Below are 16,608 nucleotides of genomic sequence, written 5' to 3' on the forward strand. Positions count from 1 at the left end.
TCAGCTCTCCTTTCCTGAAGCGCTCGGCTCGGCAGCGGCACCGGCGGGCGCGGCGGACTCCGGCTTGGGAGTCTCGGCGCCACCCTGGCCCTGCTGCTGCGGCTTACGGCCGCGGCGCTCGCCGCCCCGACCACGGGGACGGTCGTTGCCGCCACCGCCACGCGACGGGCGGTTGCCCGCGCGGGCCGCGGCGTTCTCGGCACGCACCTCGGCGATGTTCTTGACGTCGCCCTTGTAGATCCACACCTTCACACCGATGCGGCCGAAGGTCGTACGGGCCTCGAAGAAGCCGTAGTCGACGTTGGCGCGCAGCGTGTGCAGCGGAACCCGGCCCTCGCGGTAGAACTCCGAGCGCGACATCTCGGCACCGCCGAGACGGCCGCCGCACTGGATCTTGATGCCCTTGGCACCGGCCTTCATCGCCGTCTGCATGCTCTTGCGCATGGCGCGGCGGAAGGAGACCCGGGAGGACAGCTGCTCGGCGACCGCCTGGGCGACGAGCTGCGCATCCGTCTCGGGGTTCTTCACCTCGAGGATGTTGAACTGGATCTGCTTGCCGGTGAGCTTCTCCAGGTTGCCGCGCAGCCGGTCGGCCTCGGCGCCGCGGCGGCCGATGACGATGCCCGGGCGGGCGGTGTGGACGTCGACGCGGACGCGGTCACGCGTGCGCTCGATCTCCACCTTGGAGATGCCCGCCCGCTCCATGCCCTGGGTGAGCATGCGGCGGATCGAGACGTCTTCCTTGACGTAGTCCTTGTAGAGCTTGTCGGCGTACCACCGCGACTTGAAGTCGGTGGTGACGCCGAGCCGGAACCCGTGCGGGTTTACCTTCTGGCCCATTACCGGGTTCCTTCCTTGCTGCTCACGACCACGGTGATGTGGCTCGTCCGCTTACGGATCCGGTAGGCGCGGCCCTGGGCGCGCGGCCGGAACCGCTTCAGGGTCGGGCCCTCGTCGACGTAAGCCTCGGAGATGTAGAGGCTGTCGACGTCCGAGTGGTCGTAGTTGTGCGCGGCGTTGGCGATGGCGCTGTCGAGCACCTTGCCCACCGGCACGCTCGCGGCCTGCGGGGCGAAACGCAGGACCGCCTGAGCCTCCGTGGCGTTCATGCCACGAACAAGGTCCACCACCCGGCGGGCCTTCATGGGCGTGACGCGCACGTAGCGCGCTGAGGCCCTGGCTTCCATGGTTGTCCCTTCGGTGTCAGTCATAGTCTTCGCACCCAGCCGTTCAGCGACGACGCGACTTGCGGTCGTCCTTCACGTGGCCGCGGAAGGTGCGGGTCGGCGCGAACTCGCCGAGCTTGTGGCCGACCATCGACTCGGTGACGAACACCGGGACGTGCTTGCGGCCGTCGTGCACCGCGATCGTGTGGCCCAGCATGGCCGGGACGATCATCGAGCGGCGAGACCAGGTCTTGATGACGTTCTTGGTGCCCGCGTCGTTCTGGACGTCCACCTTCTTGGCGAGGTGGTCGTCGACGAAGGGCCCCTTCTTGAGACTGCGCGGCATCTAAACCCGCCTCCTAGCGCTTCTTGTTCGTCTTGCGGCGGCGGACGATGTACTTGTTGCTGGCCTTCTTCGGCGAGCGCGTACGCCCCTCCTTCTGACCCCACGGCGAGACCGGGTGGCGGCCACCGGAGGTACGCCCCTCACCACCACCGTGCGGGTGGTCGATCGGGTTCATGACCACACCGCGGACGGTCGGGCGGACGCCCTTCCAGCGCATACGGCCGGCCTTGCCCCAGTTGATGTTCGACTGCTCGGCGTTGCCGACCTCGCCGACAGTGGCGCGGCAGCGGACGTCGACCAGCCGGATCTCACCGGACGGCATACGAAGGTGGGCCATCCGGCCCTCCTTCGCCAGCAGCTGCACCGAAGCACCGGCGGAGCGGGCGAACTTGGCGCCGCCGCCCGGCTTCAGCTCGATCGCGTGGATCGTGGTACCGACCGGGATGTAGCGCAGCGGCAGGTTGTTGCCCGGCTTGATGTCGGCGCCCTGGCCGTTCTCGACGCGGTCGCCCTGCTGGATGCCGCGGGGGGCGAGGATGTAACGCTTCTCGCCGTCCACGTAGTGCAGCAGCGCGATGCGCGCGGTGCGGTTCGGGTCGTACTCGATGTGCGCGACCTTGGCCGGCACGCCGTCCTTGTCGTGCCGACGGAAGTCGATCACGCGGTAGGCGCGCTTGTGGCCACCGCCCTGGTGGCGTGCTGTCACACGACCGGCGTTGTTACGGCCGCCCTTGCTGTGCAGCGGGCGGACCAGCGACTTCTCCGGCGTGGACCGCGTGATCTCGACGAAGTCGGCGACGGATGAGCCGCGACGGCCCGGAGTCGTCGGCTTGTACTTGCGGATTCCCATTTCTCAGTCCTCGGAAGATTCAGGACTTCTGAACGACCTGGCCCCCGTCAGGAGGCCGGGCCGCCGAAGATGTCGATACGGTCGCCCTCGACAAGGGTCACGATGGCGCGCTTGGTGTCGGCGCGCTTGCCGTAACCGGTGCGGGTGCGCTTGCGCTTGCCCTGGCGGTTGATCGTGTTGACCCCGGCGACCTTGACCGAGAAGACCTCTTCGACGGCCTGCTTGATCTGGGTCTTGTTCGCACGCGGGTCGACGATGAACGTGTACTTGTTCTCGTCCAGCAGCGCGTAGCTCTTCTCCGAGACGACCGGCCGCAGCAGCAGGTCACGCGGGTCGGAGAAGATCTTGCTCGGGTCGGCCGGCGCGACCGGGCCCGGACCGTCGGCCGCCCGGCGGGCGGCCTTGGCGACGCGGGCGGCCTTCGCTGCCTTCGCTGCCTTGGAGGCAATGCTCGGGTGTCGCGTAGCCATCAGGCGTCGCTCCCTTCGGTGTGGGCCTGCGGGCCAGCAACGAAGGACTCGAGCGCGGCCTGGGTGAAGACCACGTCGTCCGAGACGAGCACGTCGTAGGTGTTGAGCTGGCCCGGCTCCAGGATGTGCACCTGGGGCAGGTTGCGGGCGGACAGCCAGGCGGCCTCGTCGGTGCGCTCGGCGACCAGCAGCAGGTTCTTGCGCTCGCTGATCTTGCCGAACAGGGTCTTCGCGGCCTTGGTCGAGACGTCACCCTCGACCACGCCGGAGACGACGTGGACGCGGCCGTGGCGGGCCCGGTCGGAGAGGGCACCGCGCAGGGCGGCGGCCTTCATCTTCTTCGGGGTCCGCTGCGAGTAGTCGCGCGGCACGGGGCCGTGCACGACGCCACCGCCGGCGAACTGCGGCGCACGGGTCGAGCCCTGACGGGCGCGCCCGGTGCCCTTCTGGCGGTACGGCTTCTTGCCGCCGCCGCGGACCTCGCCGCGGGTCTTGGTCTTGTGCGTGCCCTGTCGGGCAGCGGCCAGCTGGGCGACGACGACCTGGTGGATCAGCGGAACGCTGACCTGCGTGTCGAAGATCTCCGCAGGGAGCTCGACGGTCCCGGTCTTGTCGCCGGCCGGCGAAAGGATGTCAATGGTGCTCATCGGTTCCTCAGGCCCCCTTGGCCGCGGTACGGACCAGGACGAGGCCGCCGTTCGGACCGGGGACTGCGCCCTTGATGAGCAGCAGGCCCTTCTCCGCGTCAACGGCGTGGACGGTCAGGTTCTGGGTGGTGACCCGCTCGTTGCCCATCCGGCCGGCCATGCGGGTGCCCTTGAAGACACGGCCCGGGGTGGCGCAGCCACCGATGGCGCCCGGCTTGCGGTGCACGCGGTGGGCACCGTGCGAAGCCTTGCCGCCGTGGAAGCCATGGCGCTTCATACCGCCGGCGAAGCCCTTGCCCTTCGACTTGCCGGTCACATCCACCTTGACGCCGGCCTCGAAGGTGTCCGCGTTCAGCTCCTGGCCGAGCGTGTACTCGGACGCGTCGGAGGTGCGGATCTCCACCAGGTGGCGGCGGGGGGTGACATCGGCCTTGGAGAAGTGGCCCTTGAGGGGCTTGTTCACCTTGCGCGGGTCGATCTCGCCGAAGGCGATCTGGACGGCCTCGTAGCCGTCCTTGTCTGCGGTGCGGACCTGGGTCACGACGTTCGGCCCGGCCTTGACGACGGTCACGGGGACAACGCGGTTGTTGTCGTCCCAGACCTGGGTCATGCCGAGCTTCTCGCCCAGGACGCCCTTGATCTGCTTAGCCATCTCTACGACACCCCTCAGAGCTTGATCTCGATGTCGACGCCGGCCGGGAGGTCCAGGCGCATCAGCGAGTCAACGGTCTTGGGGGTCGGGTCGAGGATGTCGATCAGACGCTTGTGGGTGCGCATCTCGAAGTGCTCGCGCGAGTCCTTGTACTTGTGCGGCGACTTGATGACGCAGTACACGTTCTTCTCTGTGGGCAGCGGCACCGGGCCGGCGACCGACGCGCCAGTACGCGTCACCGTCTCGACGATCTTCTTCGCCGAGTTGTCGATGACCTCGTGGTCGTAGGCCTTGAGCCTGATGCGGATCTTCTGTCCCGCCATGGCTACTTCGTAGTCCTGTCTCTCGTAACGCTCTGGACCCCGTTGATTTCGCAGCCCCCAACCTTTCGCTCGACCCACGCGGTCGGGCGTGTCGGCTTCCTTCTCGTACGGATCCGCATGAGCACGCCCCTGGGGGCCGTAGCGAACCCGGAGGCTCGCGGACCTCAGGGGTTCCGTGAGAGGAGGAGCCGGGGGAGGAAACCCACCGGGTGCCTGGCTGGAAGCCCCTCCTACGCTTCCCGGAAGATTCCCGTACTTCCGCCCCTGATGAGGGGCGACGAATACCTGGGACTCGCTTCCGGTCCTCCCGGCGGGAGGCGCGCAGCATCGGCACTCAACCGAGCAACCTGGACAGTGTGCCATAGAGGTGAGAGCGGTCGCCAATCGGGCCACTAGCACACTCGCGGCTGGTGCGCACGGACCGGCCCTCTGTCGGCCACACCCCCGGTGACGTGCAGCAATGTCCGGACGATCACTAACCGGTGCCCTGAGGTGGCATTGCGTGACGGTGCCGTACCTGTTTGAGTGAAGGACCGGTCGCAAAAAGGGGGGACCGGAGATGGAGCTTCCGGAAGAGATTGCCGCGATGCGTGCCGGGACCGGGGACCCCGGCACGTTGCTGGGCGAGTTCCGGCGTGCAGCGGTGCTGGTGCCGACCCTGGGCCCGAACGCCGATCAGCTGCTGACGCGCAGCTTCGGCGGGGTGCGCTGGATCCTCGCGTTCACGGACGAGGCGGCGCTGGCGCGGTTCGCCCGGGAGAGCGGTGGGGGCGCAGCGGGTGAGCCCTGGGAGTACACGTCCGTTCTGGGCGCCCGGCTGCTGGACGCCGTCGTGCCCGAGCTCGACGGGCCGACGGGTGTCGCCGTCGACATCGCGGATGAGGACGGCTCCATGCTCTTTCCGCCCGTGCCCGGGATCGTGCCGGACGAGGTGGCCGTAGGTGGTGCCGACAAGGGGGAGGGCGCCTGATGGGTGACGACAAGGGCGACGGCGTCAAGTGGAACAAAGAGTCTCTCGACCTGATCGAGAAGGGACTCAAAGGCGCCATCGACGAACTGAAGCAGTCCGGTAGCTCGGCAACGTCGTCGTTACAGGGCGCAGGCTTCGAGGAGCTGTCCCTGACCGGGATGGAGATGGGCCACCCCGGGCTGGCGACGGATTTCGAGGACTTCTGCGAGAAGTGGGAGTGGGGCGTACGCGCCCTGGTGCAGAACGCCAACGCGCTGGCCCAGAAGCTCGGCCTGTCCGCGGGGATGGCACACGAGGAGGACCAGTACCGGGCGGGAACGCTCAAGGTCGCCCTGAACTCGGTCTCGTACACCGGCAATCCGCACGCCACCGAGGAGGAGGTCGCCAAGCAGGGCTACGGCGACATCCTCACGCCGGACGCGCCGGACTGGAGCGGAGAGTCCTGGGAGAAGGCGGGCCAGGACATCAAACAGGACTGGCAGGACACCGGCCGGGAGCTGACCACCAAGGGCCGGGGCGGCATGTACATGGACATGGCGCAGGACGCCACCGGTGTCAGCGACGAACAGGTGGAAGCGAAGCGGGACGAGTACTTCGGCCCCTCCCCTGAGGAGCGGGCGGCAGCACAGCAGCAACAGCAGGGGGGTCAGGGCTGATGGGCTGGCGGGATTTCGTACCCGACTCCATCGAGGAGAAGGGCGAGGACCTGGTCGAGGGCGCCGGTGACGCCGTCGAGGGCGCCGGCAACTGGAGCGCCGACCGGCTGGACGACGTCGGCTGGGAGAGCGGCGGGGACTGGGTACGGGACAAGTCCCGCTCGGCGGCGAACGCCATGGGCGCCGAGACGTCCGAGTTCCAGCTGGACGAGACCGAGGACCCGAAGAAGCTGATCTTCGGCAGCCCGGGCAGGATCCGTTCGACGGCCAAGCATCTGAAGGACTTCCAGACCGCGTTCGACAACGTCGCCAACGGCCTGAAAAAGCTGCCCAAGGGGACGTTGAAGGGGAAGGCGGCGGACGCCTTCTGGGAGAAGGTCGGCCTGGAGCCGGCCAAGTGGGCCAAGGCCGCCGACGCGTGCGAGAAGGCCGCCGGAGCACTGGAGGACTTCGCCCACACCGTCGAACGCGCCCAGTCCCAGGCCCGCGAGGCCGTCGCCAAATACAAGGACGACAAGAAGGACGAGGCCGAAGAGCAGCTCTCCAGGGCCCGCTCCCAGCGCAACACGGCTGCCGGCATCGCGCAGACCGCCGTCAAGGCAGCCCGCGATGCAGCCCCGCCCAAACCCGACTACTGGGACCAGGCCGGCGACGGCCTCCAAGGGCTCCAGCTGGACGCCACCCACCTCACCGGCGGCGTCGTCAAGGGCCTGGCGGGCCTCAACAACTTCGTACGGGGCATCAACCCGCTCGACCCCTACAACGTCACGCACCCGGCGGAGTACGTCACCAACCTCAACTCCACCGTCACCGGCATCGCCCGCGTCGCCAACGACCCCGTCGGCACCGGCAAACAAATGTGGGAGACCTTCAAAAAGGACCCCTCCGAGGGCATCGGCCGCCTCCTCCCCGAACTGATCGGCACCAAAGGCATCGGCATGGCCACCAAGGCCGGCCGGGCCGGAAAGCTGGCGAAAGAGGCGACGGAAGCACGGAGGGTGCTCGACGAGAAGGGCCCGAGCCAGGCCGCCAGGCACGGCGACGAGATTCCCTCCGGCAAGACCGACCCGGTCGACCTCGCCACGGGGAAGATGTACGTCCCCCAGACCGACCTGTCCCTGCCCGGTTCCCTGCCGCTGACCTTCACCCGCCGCGTCGAGTCCGGCTACCGGCTGGGCCACTGGTTCGGTCCCTCGTGGTCGTCGACGGTGGACCAGCGACTCGAGATCGACGCCGAGGGCGTCGTCTTCGTCGCCGAGGACGGCCGCCTGCTGTCCTATCCGCATCCAGCTCCCGGCGTCCCCACCCTCCCGTCAGCGGGCTCATCCCGCATGCCGCTGGAGCGCACACCGGACGGCGGCTACACGCTGACGGAGCGGTCGGGGTGGGTACGGCACTTCGCACCCCCGCAGAGCGGCGCTTCGGACGACGGGACCGCCCGGCTCGAACAGATCACCGACCGCAACGGCCACAGCACCACCTTCGAGTACGACGAGCAGACGGGCGTCCCCACGCGCTTGGTCCACAGCGGCGGCTACGTGGTGAAGCTGACCGTCGAGGACAACCGCGTCACGGCGCTGACCCTCGCAGGAGCGGACGCCGACACGACGGTGATGCGCTACGGCTACACGGACGGCAACCTGACGGAGGTCACCAACTCCTCCGGCCTGCCTTTGCGCTTCGAATACGACGACGAGCAGCGGGTGGTGTCCTGGACCGACACCAACGACCGCCGCTACGACTACGTCTACGACAACCTCCACCGCGTCATCGCCGAGGGCGGCACGGCCGGTCATATGCAGGTCCGTATCGACTACGACGGCATCGACGAGGCGACCGGCCACAAGGTCACGACACTGACGTCAGCCGCGGGCCACACAACCCGAACCCTGTTCGACGACCAAGGCCTCGTCGTCGGGGAGATCGACCCCCTGGGCCACCGCACCCGCACCGAACGAGACCCGTACAACCGCCCGCTCTCCCACACCGACGCCCTGGGCCGGCGCACAACGTTCACGTACGACGAAGCGAGCCGTCTGGCGAGCGTCACCCGCCCCGACGGCACGAACACCACCATCGAACGCAACGGCTCCGGCTTCCCCGTCATGACGAGGGACCCCGGCGGCGCGATCTGGCGGCAGGAGTGGGACGAGCACGGCAACCGCACCAGCCTCACCGACCCCGCAGGCCACACAACTCGCTATACCTACGACGGCCGCGGCCACCTGGCGACGGTGACGGACGCGCTCGGCGCGACGACGCGGGTCCGTTGCGACACGTCCGGTCTCCCGGTGGAGATCACCGACCCGCTGGGCGGCACGACCCGCTACGAGCGCGATGCATTCGGCCGCCCGGTCCGGGTGGTGGACCCGCTTGGCGCGCAGACGGAGTTGACCTGGACGACCGAGGGCCGTTTGGCCTCCAGCTCCAGGCCGGATGGTGCAACTGAGCACTGGGAGTGGGACGGCGAGGGCAACTGCACCCGCCACATCGACGCAGCCGGCGGCGAAACACGCTACGAATACACCCACTTCGACATGCTCGAAGCCCGAACCGGCCCGGACGGAGTGCGCTACGAATTCGCGTACGACCCCGAACTGCATTTGACCCGCGTCACCAACCCGCAGGGTCTGACCTGGGACTACACCTACGACCCTGCGGGGCGACTGATCGCGGAGACGGACTTCGACGACCGTACGCAGCGGTATGAGCTGGACGCGGCCGGCCAGTTGTCGCGGCGCGTGACGCCCCTGGACGAGGAGATCACGTACGAGCGCGACGCACTGGGCCGCACCGTACGCAAGGACGCGGCGGGCAAGGCAACGACATACGCCTACGACCCAGCAGGGCGCCTGCTGGAAGCAGTCGGCCCCGACGCCGAACTCCGCTACCAACGCGACAAGCTCGGCCGCATCAAAACGGAACTGGTCAACGGCCGCGCAGTCACACACACCTACGACGCACTGGGCCGCCGCACCCGACGCGTCACCCCCACCGGCGCCGTATCCACCAGCACCTACGACGAGGCGGGCAACCGCACGAGCCTGACGGCCTCCGGCCACACACTCGACTTCACCCACGACGCGGCAGGCCGCGAAACGGAACGCCACATAGGCGACGGTGGACTCACCCTGGCGCAGGTATGGGACCCGGCGGGCCGCCTGCAAACACAGTCGCTGTCCAATCAGTCGACAATCCAGCGCAGGGAGTACGAGTACCGCCCGGACGGCTACCTCACAGCCATGGAGGACCTGCTCTCCGGCCGGGCCACCTTCGACCTGGACGCGACCGGCCGAGTCACAGCAGTCCACGCCCGAAGGTGGACCGAGCGCTACGCCTACGACGAAGCGGGCAACCAGACCGAGGCCGTCTGGCCGACAAAGCACGCCGCTCCGGAGGCGATAGGCCCTCGGACCTACGCCGGCACGAGGATCACGTCAGCGGGCAAAGTCCGCTACGAACACGACGAAGCGGGCCGCACCACTCTCCGCCAAAAGTCCCGCCTGACGAAAAAGCCGGACACCTGGTACTACACCTGGGACGCAGAAGACCGCCTCACCCAGGTCGTCACCCCGGACAGCACGACCTGGCGCTACGAGTACGACCCCTTGGGCCGCCGCACGGCGAAGCATCGTATGGCAGGCCAGGAAAAGGCCGAAACCGTCACCTTCACCTGGGACGGCCCCACCCTCATGGAAGAGACCACGACCGCCGGCAGTCTCTCCCACCCGGTGACTCTCACGTGGGAGCACGAGGGGGTCGTGCCGCTCGCCCAGACCGAGCGCATACTGGACGATGTGACGCAGCGGGAGCTTCATTCCCGTTTCTACGCGATAGTCACCGACCTGGTGGGAACTCCGACCGAGCTCGTCGATGAACAAGGCGACATAGGCTGGCACACCCGATCCACCCTTTGGGGAACCACCACCTGGCACAGTGACAGCACCTCTTACACGCCGCTGCGGTTCCCCGGCCAGTATTACGACCCAGAAACCGGCCTGCATTACAACTACTTCCGGTATTACGACCCTGCAGCCGCGCGTTATCTGACGACCGACCCCCTCGGTCTCAGCCCCTCACCGAACCCGACGTCCTACGTCCACAACCCGTACTCAGTATCCGATCCGCTGGGGCTGGCGCCCATAGACTGCCCCCCTGGTGGGGATCTGCCGGACGACCCGAGAATCGAAAACATCGAGAAAACCAACAGGCAAGATTTCTCCTGGTCGAACTACGACAGAGCAATCGAGGCTGCCCGGCGGCATGCGGGCGGGGACCTGGGGCCGGATTCCCTGAAGATGTACGACTACAACCCAAAGACCGGTGAGGGCACTGGCACTTTGATCGGGGAACAGAGTGCAGACAAAATGCGTGGATGGCGGATCGACAACACTGACCATCACGTGAACTATTGGGATTGGTCGACAGGGAAGAAGGGCAAGGGAGGAGTCTTCGGCCATGACTGGTTCCCCGAAGACGTATCGACGCCTGGTTCCCGCCACATCGGATGGGCCCCTTGGCAGGATTCACACGGAAACATAGTAGAAGGAAATTAGGAATGCCTCCCAGACTCAAGGAAACCCTGGCAGAAATCGGCACTTCGCCAAGTCGATCAGCCTTTGAGGAAGCAGTTCACCTCCTCGGTGACGACCTTGCGCGAGTACCAGAGATTCAACAGAACGCCGAAGTCAGCGCAGACGCATCCCATTTCCTTGCGGAGGATCTACAGAGCTGGCTCCTTGCGCAAAACGTGGACATTGACGCCGAAGTTCTGGGCGTGTGGCTGTCGGACGGTCTCGCCGCCCGCGCTTCCTACGGGAAATTCGTCGAAGTGATCGATGACCTTTGGTATCCGTCGTCGGACGACGTGGCCATCATCGCTCTGAATCCCAACGGCATGGACGTGATCATTATTGACCACGAGGAGAAAATCTCCCTGACACGCATGAAGGCACCAGGCCATTCATAAGCAGCCGATCGCTGTGGTGTGCTCGACAAGCTGCCCGGGATCTCCCAATACCTCGATCGGGACAACGCCACGCATTGCCCTGCGGAGTGGGACCACAGGCCTGTACGCACCCCGCCTGGAGTTCGAGATACCCGTGGACAAACTCGACAGGTTCAACGAGCTGACTCAAGAGCGTAATTGGATATCCATTTTCGGGGAACCCTCATGACTTTCCACAACCATCAGGAACTCGTGGTGACGGTCGTCGGAGTGGCCCCCGTCGGTGCGAAGGTCACGGTGGACGGCGCCACCGGTTTCATCGACCCGGTGAAGCACCCCTCCTGGTGGGACCAGAACGCCGCCCCGCCCCAGGTAGGCGACACACTCCACGTCGTGGTCCTGGACGCCGACCGCGAACCTCCCCGGCTCAGCGCACTCCAAGGGGACATCGACAACGCGCGGCGCCTGCGTGGAACTTGAGAGTCACCGCCCAGGGCGGTGACTCTTGGGGGCAGCCCTGTGCCCCCCACCTCGGCGAGACGGGGGCACGGCGGGGTCGGCATCAGCGATCGGCGGCGTACGACACGAAGTCGGCCCAGGTGGAGGCGGTGACAGCGAGCTGAGGGCCCTGCTTGTCCTTCGAGTCGCGGATGTGGACGGTGCCGGGCGTGGCAGCCACCTCGACGCACTGTGGGCCGTCGTTGCTGCTGTAGCTGCTCTTGGTCCACTCCAGGGTGACATCGTCTCCGGTGGACAGCTTCAGGGTCATGTCTCTCCCAGCACTTTTTCGATGAAGGCCAACGACTCACGCGGCGCGAGCGCCTGGGAACGGATAATCCCATAGCGCGTCTCCAGCACCTGGACCTCCTTCGGCGCCGAGACCAGGCGGTTGTACAAGTGGGCTTCCCAGTGCGCCAACGTCTCCCCTGAGCTGAGCTTCAGGACCTCGAACTGACCACCCATGCTGCCGTGGTCTTCACACTGAGTCGGCATCACCTGCAGCACCACGTGACGCAACTGACCGACCTCAAGCAGGTGTTCGAGCTGTTGCCGCAGCACCATTCTGCCGCCAAGCGGCCTTCGTAGCGTCACCTCTTCCAAGACAAACGTCATGGTGGGTGCAGGGCGCCGCTCGAAGATCTCCTGGCGAGCCATCCGAGCGACCACGAGGCGCTCGATCTCGTCCTCGCTGAAGGCCGGGCGACGCATGCCGTACAAAGCGCGGGCGTACCCCTCCGTCTGCAGCAAGCCCTCAACGTTGTGATTGCTATAGGCACCCACCTCCACCGCCTTGGCCTCCAACTTGGCCAAATCCCGCACCTTCTTCGGGTACCGGGCCTGCTTCACGTCCTCCTTCATCGCGGAGATCTTGCCGCCCGCACCAAGGACCTCATCCGAGTTGTCCAGGAACTCCGGCTTGGGTAGGCGCTTTCCGCGTTCCACCGCGGAGACCATCTCGTCGCCGTATCCAATGGCAGCGCCCAGTTCGGGCTGGGTCATCCCGGCTGCCTCGCGCCAGAGCTTGATCTGGCGACTGACAGCCCGGAGTACGGCGCTGGAATCGTCCTCCAGCCCCGCCTCCCATTCGTCGTCGTGTTCAACCATGCATACCGCCTCCGTCCGCATTCGGTACGCATACCGTAGGAATGACCGGCCATGGTTTGTCACAGAATTCATAAAACTGCTCCGGTTACGGCGTACAAGCCGTACTATCCCGTCCGCGCTCCCGGACAGCCTCCGCCCGTGCGCTCGGAGGACCTGTCCAGTGCGCGCACGGGCGGCCACGCTGGGTGAGGTGACCAACGAGACCAGCACTGCTCAGCCGACCCATCTCCCAGGCGCCGCACTGGACTTCACCGTTCTGCTGTCCTCCACCCGGCGCGGGGCGCGCCTCGCGCGGCTACTGACCGTCGCCGAGCTCGGCTCGCGTGGGCTGCCGACGGAGACCGCCGCGCACGTCGTCGCCGAACTGGCCGCGAATGCGGCACTGCACGGACGGGTGCCGGGACGGAGTTTCCGGCTCAGGGTCCGTACGGCGGAGGACCCCGGCGCACTCCGTATCGAGGTGACGGACACCCGCAGAGAGCGTGCTCCGGACACCGCACCGCCGCAACCTCCGCCCGCCGACGCGGAGTCGGGGCGCGGGCTGGTGCTCGTCGAGGCGCTGGCCGATCGGTGGGGCGTGGCGCACGGACCATCGCCCTGCAAGACCGTCTGGGCGGAAATCTCCCTCATGCCCGCTACCGCGCTCACCGGATCGCGGCACACCGGGCCCCGGCGCCCCACGACATCAGTCCCTTGAAAGAACCCGCGAAGCACCGGACCAAGCCCCACCAGCCTCCCTTCATCCACACGGGCGAAGGGCGGAAGGCCACAACAGTCACGGGCTGCGGTCGCCGGTGCGCGGCTAGCATGAGTGGCCTGGCCTCCGGTCATCGCAGAAGGGAGCGAGCGCCGTGACGATCACTCCACACCATGCGGGGCACGACGCCGTCCAGTATCAGGCGATGCGGGACATCGTCGAGCGCATGCAGAGCAGTGTGCCCGGCAAGCTGGAGATCACCAGGGAAGGCATCGTTCACGACATGATGTCGCCGGGGGGACCACACGAACTGACGGCGGCGCGCGTCAGCCGTCGCCTGGAGAAGGTGATGCCGGACGGGCTGCTCGCCCATACCGGCACACCTGACGTGGAGGACGCACAGCACGGCGTCGTGCGTCATCCGGACATCATGGTGATCTCCGAGGACGACATGGAGGTCGAGGGGCCATTCGACCCGCGTACCCTCGTCGCCGCCATCGAAGTCGTCTCCCGCTCCAACCCGGACAACGACTGGACGGGCAAGATGCGTGACTATCCGCTGCTGGGGGTCCCGGTCTACGTGGTCTTCGATCCCCGTACCGGCGAAGGCGCCGTCCTCTCCGACATTCACCCCACCCCCGCCGGCCCTCGCTATGCCACCCGTAAGGACTTCGTCTACGGCGAGGACGTCACCATCGGCGACTGGACCATCTCCACCGAGGGCCTGCCCCGCTACGCCTCCTAGCGTCGTGCCCCGCACAGGCGCGCCCGTATCGCACCCGTACCACTTCCGGGCACCGTCGATTGACCTTGTCGCAGCGACAACGTTTCTCCTGGCGGCATGCGGACGGAGAGCTCGCCGAGAAGGAGCTGGCCCAGGTGCTCGCCGAACTGGACGCGGATCTGGCACGCCAGGAGGAGGCCATCCGGCAGCGGCGCACCCGCCTGGCGCAGCTGCTGCACCAGGCGGAGGAAAGCGGCAGGCTGCCTGCCGAAGCGCCGGTCTCGCCCGAACTCGCCGCGCTGTTCCACGACATGGCACGCTTCTCCACCCGGCTGCCCGGTCCCGAGCCCGCGATGGCGGCGAAGGAGCGCGAGCTGCTGGCCCTGCTGGGCTCCAGCCTCGACAGCAGTGCCCGGGGCTGGCTGCACGGAATGATGCACGCGCTCAGCTCCGGCCCTCAGGCCATGGCGCGGGCGTACACGGTCTACGCGGCCCTCGACCGGGACAGCAACTGATCAGCGCGCCGCCACAGCCTGCGGGCTCCGCGCCGTGTCCGAGCCCGGCACCGGCTGCCCCGCGTCGGCCCCCAGCCCCACGATGCGGTTCTCCGCGTCCACGTGCACCACGCGCGGCTTCATCGAACGTGCCTCCGCGTCGTCCACCTGTGCGTAGCTGATCAGGATCACCAGGTCCCCGGGGTGGACGAGATGCGCCGCCGCGCCGTTGATGCCGATGACGCCGGAGCCCGGCTCACCCTCGATGACGTAGGTCTCCAGCCGGGCCCCGTTGGTGATGTCGACGATGTGGACCAGCTCGCCCGGCAGCAGATCCGCTCCCGCCATCAGCTCGGCGTCGATCGTCACCGAGCCGACGTAGTGCAGATCGGCCTGGGTGACAGTGGCCCGGTGGATCTTGGACTTGAACATGGTGCGCAGCACAGTTCACTCCGTACGGGAAAGAAGGGTCGCGCCCCCACCGCAGCGAGGTGCGCGCCGACCCGTCCATGGTAGGACCCCGAACGGCACACGAAAGAGGGCCCGCACGGCATCACAGCCGTACGGGCCCTCTTCTCAGCCGAAGCTGAAGAGCGCTGGACGCGCTAGGTCACTTGATGATCTTGGTGACCTGGCCGGCGCCCACGGTCCGGCCACCCTCACGGATGGCGAACTTGAGGCCCTCTTCCATGGCGACGGGCTGGATGAGCTGGACGCTCATCTCGGTGTTGTCGCCCGGCATGACCATCTCGGTGCCCTCGGGGAGGGTCACCACGCCGGTCACGTCGGTGGTACGGAAGTAGAACTGCGGGCGGTAGTTGTTGAAGAACGGGGTGTGGCGGCCACCCTCGTCCTTCGACAGGATGTACGCCTGCGCCTCGAACTCCGTGTGCGGGGTGACCGAGCCCGGCTTGATGATGACCTGGCCGCGCTCGACGTCCTCGCGCTTGATGCCGCGGAGCAGCAGACCGACGTTCTCACCGGCCTGGCCCTCGTCAAGGAGCTTGCGGAACATCTCGATACCGGTGACGGTGGTCGAGGTCTTCTCTTCCTTGATGCCGATGATGTCGACGTTCTCGTTGACCTTCAGAACACCGCGCTCGATACGGCCGGTGACGACCGTACCGCGACCGGTGATCGTGAAGACGTCCTCGATCGGCATGAGGAACGGCTTCTCGACGTCGCGCTCCGGCTGCGGGATCGCGTCGTCGACAGCCTGCATCAGCTTGACGACGGAGTCGCCCCACTCCTTGTCGCCCTCGAGGGCCTTGAGCGCGGAGACCTTGACGACCGGAACCTCGTCGCCCGGGAACTCGTACTCGGAGAGCAGCTCACGGACCTCGAGCTCGACGAGCTCCATGATCTCCTCGTCGTCCACCATGTCGGCCTTGTTCAGGGCGACGACGATGTACGGAACACCGACCTGGCGGGCCAGGAGCACGTGCTCCTTGGTCTGCGGCATCGGGCCGTCGGTGGCGGCGACCACGAGGATGGCGCCGTCCATCTGCGCCGCACCGGTGATCATGTTCTTGATGTAGTCCGCGTGACCCGGGCAGTCAACGTGGGCGTAGTGACGGTTCTCCGTCTGGTACTCGACGTGCGCGATGGAGATGGTGATACCGCGCTGGCGCTCCTCGGGAGCCTTGTCGATGTTTTCGAACGCCGAAGCCTCGTTCAGGTCCGGGTACGCGTCGTGCAGCACCTTGGTGATCGCCGCGGTAAGAGTGGTCTTGCCGTGGTCGATGTGACCGATGGTGCCGATGTTGACGTGCGGCTTAGTCCGCTCGAACTTCGCCTTCGCCACTGGGGTCCTCCTGTGGACTGGTGCTGTACACCCTCCACATTTTGCGGAGGGGTTCAGGTGGTCGTACCGAACCGGCCAGGACCCCGAGGGGGATGCCCTTGACCTGTTCGCTTGGGTGGGCCGGCGGCCGAGGCGCCCCCGGCACAGTCCGCATCGATGACCGAGCGATCTGTGCCGGAGTGCCCCGAATGCCTTTGCTCCAGCCTAAGGGGTGAGCACGAATGTCCTACTCGCCCCTGAGCGAGTACTGCGACTC

Annotated in this window: 20 protein-coding genes; 8 read left to right on the top strand and 12 right to left on the bottom strand. The window is 67.0% G+C overall.

Translation table 11 applies throughout. The features are described from left to right. The 8 genes from rpsC to rpsJ are packed head-to-tail and all read right to left on the bottom strand — an operon-like array spanning position 1 to position 4,454. Positions 1-840, bottom strand: a complete 840-nt coding sequence (rpsC, locus tag ACTWP9_RS02405; protein WP_443244233.1) for a 30S ribosomal protein S3 — start codon at positions 838-840, stop codon at positions 1-3. Next, positions 840-1,187: a 50S ribosomal protein L22 gene (rplV, locus tag ACTWP9_RS02410; RefSeq protein ID WP_443244383.1), complete on the bottom strand. Its 348-nt coding sequence runs from the start codon at positions 1,185-1,187 to the stop codon at positions 840-842. Before rplV ends, rpsC begins: the two co-directional genes overlap by 1 nt. Positions 1,188-1,230: 43 nt before the next feature. After that, positions 1,231-1,512 carry a 30S ribosomal protein S19 gene (gene rpsS / locus ACTWP9_RS02415; RefSeq protein ID WP_027738915.1) on the bottom strand — a complete coding sequence of 94 codons (282 nt, stop codon included), beginning with the start codon at positions 1,510-1,512 and terminating at the stop codon, positions 1,231-1,233. A 13-nt stretch (positions 1,513-1,525) separates the two neighbouring features. Next, positions 1,526-2,362: a 50S ribosomal protein L2 gene (gene rplB / locus ACTWP9_RS02420; protein WP_443244234.1), complete on the bottom strand. Its 837-nt coding sequence runs from the start codon at positions 2,360-2,362 to the stop codon at positions 1,526-1,528. 47 nt (positions 2,363-2,409) lie between these two features. Next, positions 2,410-2,832, bottom strand: coding sequence for a 50S ribosomal protein L23 (gene rplW / locus ACTWP9_RS02425; protein ID WP_443244235.1), 423 nt, complete (start codon positions 2,830-2,832; stop codon positions 2,410-2,412). Continuing rightward, positions 2,832-3,479 (bottom strand): 50S ribosomal protein L4, encoded by a 648-nt coding sequence (gene rplD / locus ACTWP9_RS02430; RefSeq protein WP_443244236.1) that lies wholly within the window; start codon positions 3,477-3,479, stop codon positions 2,832-2,834. Before rplD ends, rplW begins: the two co-directional genes overlap by 1 nt. Positions 3,480-3,486: 7 nt before the next feature. Continuing rightward, positions 3,487-4,131, bottom strand: coding sequence for a 50S ribosomal protein L3 (gene rplC / locus ACTWP9_RS02435; protein ID WP_443244237.1), 645 nt, complete (start codon positions 4,129-4,131; stop codon positions 3,487-3,489). Positions 4,132-4,145: 14 nt separating this feature from the next. After that, on the bottom strand, positions 4,146-4,454 hold the full coding sequence (rpsJ, locus tag ACTWP9_RS02440; protein WP_016473429.1) for a 30S ribosomal protein S10: 309 nt from the start codon (positions 4,452-4,454) through the stop codon (positions 4,146-4,148). A 559-nt stretch (positions 4,455-5,013) separates the two neighbouring features. Between rpsJ and ACTWP9_RS02445 the strand changes: the two genes are divergently transcribed. From ACTWP9_RS02445 to ACTWP9_RS02465, 5 genes are all read left to right on the top strand, one after another. Continuing rightward, on the top strand, positions 5,014-5,424 hold the full coding sequence (locus ACTWP9_RS02445; protein WP_443244238.1) for a hypothetical protein: 411 nt from the start codon (positions 5,014-5,016) through the stop codon (positions 5,422-5,424). After that, positions 5,424-6,080 (top strand): hypothetical protein, encoded by a 657-nt coding sequence (locus ACTWP9_RS02450; RefSeq protein WP_443244239.1) that lies wholly within the window; start codon positions 5,424-5,426, stop codon positions 6,078-6,080. Before ACTWP9_RS02445 ends, ACTWP9_RS02450 begins: the two co-directional genes overlap by 1 nt. Beyond that, on the top strand, positions 6,080-10,636 hold the full coding sequence (locus ACTWP9_RS02455) for a putative T7SS-secreted protein (RefSeq protein ID WP_443244240.1): 4,557 nt from the start codon (positions 6,080-6,082) through the stop codon (positions 10,634-10,636). The genes ACTWP9_RS02450 and ACTWP9_RS02455 overlap by 1 nt, the downstream gene beginning before the upstream one ends. A gap of 2 nt (positions 10,637-10,638) precedes the next feature. After that, positions 10,639-11,049 (top strand): hypothetical protein, encoded by a 411-nt coding sequence (locus tag ACTWP9_RS02460; protein WP_443244241.1) that lies wholly within the window; start codon positions 10,639-10,641, stop codon positions 11,047-11,049. Between the two features lie 204 nt (positions 11,050-11,253). Beyond that, the gene (locus ACTWP9_RS02465) at positions 11,254-11,508 is read left to right on the top strand and encodes a hypothetical protein (protein ID WP_443244242.1); all 255 of its coding nucleotides are present in this window, start codon (positions 11,254-11,256) and stop codon (positions 11,506-11,508) included. Positions 11,509-11,590: 82 nt separating this feature from the next. Here ACTWP9_RS02465 and ACTWP9_RS02470 read toward each other — a convergent pair whose 3' ends face one another. Both ACTWP9_RS02470 and ACTWP9_RS02475 read right to left on the bottom strand, forming a co-directional pair. Then, entirely contained in the window at positions 11,591-11,797 is a 207-nt protein-coding gene (locus ACTWP9_RS02470) for a DUF397 domain-containing protein (RefSeq protein ID WP_443244243.1), read from the bottom strand. Then, positions 11,794-12,633 carry a helix-turn-helix domain-containing protein gene (locus ACTWP9_RS02475; protein ID WP_443244244.1) on the bottom strand — a complete coding sequence of 280 codons (840 nt, stop codon included), beginning with the start codon at positions 12,631-12,633 and terminating at the stop codon, positions 11,794-11,796. Before ACTWP9_RS02475 ends, ACTWP9_RS02470 begins: the two co-directional genes overlap by 4 nt. 190 nt (positions 12,634-12,823) lie before the next feature. Here ACTWP9_RS02475 and ACTWP9_RS02480 point away from each other — a divergent pair, with 190 nt between their 5' ends. From ACTWP9_RS02480 to ACTWP9_RS02490, 3 genes are all read left to right on the top strand, one after another. Beyond that, the gene (locus ACTWP9_RS02480) at positions 12,824-13,330 is read left to right on the top strand and encodes an ATP-binding protein (RefSeq protein ID WP_443244245.1); all 507 of its coding nucleotides are present in this window, start codon (positions 12,824-12,826) and stop codon (positions 13,328-13,330) included. Positions 13,331-13,484: 154 nt separating this feature from the next. Then, positions 13,485-14,075: a Uma2 family endonuclease gene (locus tag ACTWP9_RS02485; RefSeq protein WP_443244246.1), complete on the top strand. Its 591-nt coding sequence runs from the start codon at positions 13,485-13,487 to the stop codon at positions 14,073-14,075. Positions 14,076-14,140: 65 nt separating this feature from the next. Beyond that, positions 14,141-14,569, top strand: coding sequence for a hypothetical protein (locus ACTWP9_RS02490; RefSeq protein ID WP_443244247.1), 429 nt, complete (start codon positions 14,141-14,143; stop codon positions 14,567-14,569). Here ACTWP9_RS02490 and panD read toward each other — a convergent pair whose 3' ends face one another. Next, positions 14,570-14,992 carry an aspartate 1-decarboxylase gene (gene panD / locus ACTWP9_RS02495; RefSeq protein ID WP_443244248.1) on the bottom strand — a complete coding sequence of 141 codons (423 nt, stop codon included), beginning with the start codon at positions 14,990-14,992 and terminating at the stop codon, positions 14,570-14,572. A gap of 166 nt (positions 14,993-15,158) precedes the next feature. Beyond that, complete coding sequence (gene tuf / locus ACTWP9_RS02500) at positions 15,159-16,352, bottom strand: elongation factor Tu (RefSeq protein ID WP_443244249.1); 1,194 nt, start codon at positions 16,350-16,352, stop codon at positions 15,159-15,161. Positions 16,353-16,608 lie beyond the last annotated feature (256 nt).

Source organism: Streptomyces sp. 3N207 (assembly GCF_052246355.1).
Taxonomy (GTDB): Bacteria; Actinomycetota; Actinomycetes; order Streptomycetales; family Streptomycetaceae; genus Streptomyces.

Coding starts and splice junctions, on each gene's coding strand:
- rplV (WP_443244383.1), bottom strand. CDS start 1,187: ATGGAAGCCAGGGCCTCAGCGCGCTACGTGCGCGTCACGCCCATGAAG.
- ACTWP9_RS02470 (WP_443244243.1), bottom strand. CDS start 11,797: ATGACCCTGAAGCTGTCCACCGGAGACGATGTCACCCTGGAGTGGACC.
- ACTWP9_RS02475 (WP_443244244.1), bottom strand. CDS start 12,633: ATGGTTGAACACGACGACGAATGGGAGGCGGGGCTGGAGGACGATTCC.
- ACTWP9_RS02460 (WP_443244241.1), top strand. CDS start 10,639: ATGCCTCCCAGACTCAAGGAAACCCTGGCAGAAATCGGCACTTCGCCA.
- ACTWP9_RS02450 (WP_443244239.1), top strand. CDS start 5,424: ATGGGTGACGACAAGGGCGACGGCGTCAAGTGGAACAAAGAGTCTCTC.
- ACTWP9_RS02455 (WP_443244240.1), top strand. CDS start 6,080: ATGGGCTGGCGGGATTTCGTACCCGACTCCATCGAGGAGAAGGGCGAG.
- rpsS (WP_027738915.1), bottom strand. CDS start 1,512: ATGCCGCGCAGTCTCAAGAAGGGGCCCTTCGTCGACGACCACCTCGCC.
- rpsC (WP_443244233.1), bottom strand. CDS start 840: ATGGGCCAGAAGGTAAACCCGCACGGGTTCCGGCTCGGCGTCACCACC.
- ACTWP9_RS02465 (WP_443244242.1), top strand. CDS start 11,254: ATGACTTTCCACAACCATCAGGAACTCGTGGTGACGGTCGTCGGAGTG.
- ACTWP9_RS02445 (WP_443244238.1), top strand. CDS start 5,014: ATGGAGCTTCCGGAAGAGATTGCCGCGATGCGTGCCGGGACCGGGGAC.
- rplW (WP_443244235.1), bottom strand. CDS start 2,832: ATGGCTACGCGACACCCGAGCATTGCCTCCAAGGCAGCGAAGGCAGCG.
- rplD (WP_443244236.1), bottom strand. CDS start 3,479: ATGAGCACCATTGACATCCTTTCGCCGGCCGGCGACAAGACCGGGACC.
- rpsJ (WP_016473429.1), bottom strand. CDS start 4,454: ATGGCGGGACAGAAGATCCGCATCAGGCTCAAGGCCTACGACCACGAG.
- rplC (WP_443244237.1), bottom strand. CDS start 4,131: ATGGCTAAGCAGATCAAGGGCGTCCTGGGCGAGAAGCTCGGCATGACC.
- rplB (WP_443244234.1), bottom strand. CDS start 2,362: ATGGGAATCCGCAAGTACAAGCCGACGACTCCGGGCCGTCGCGGCTCA.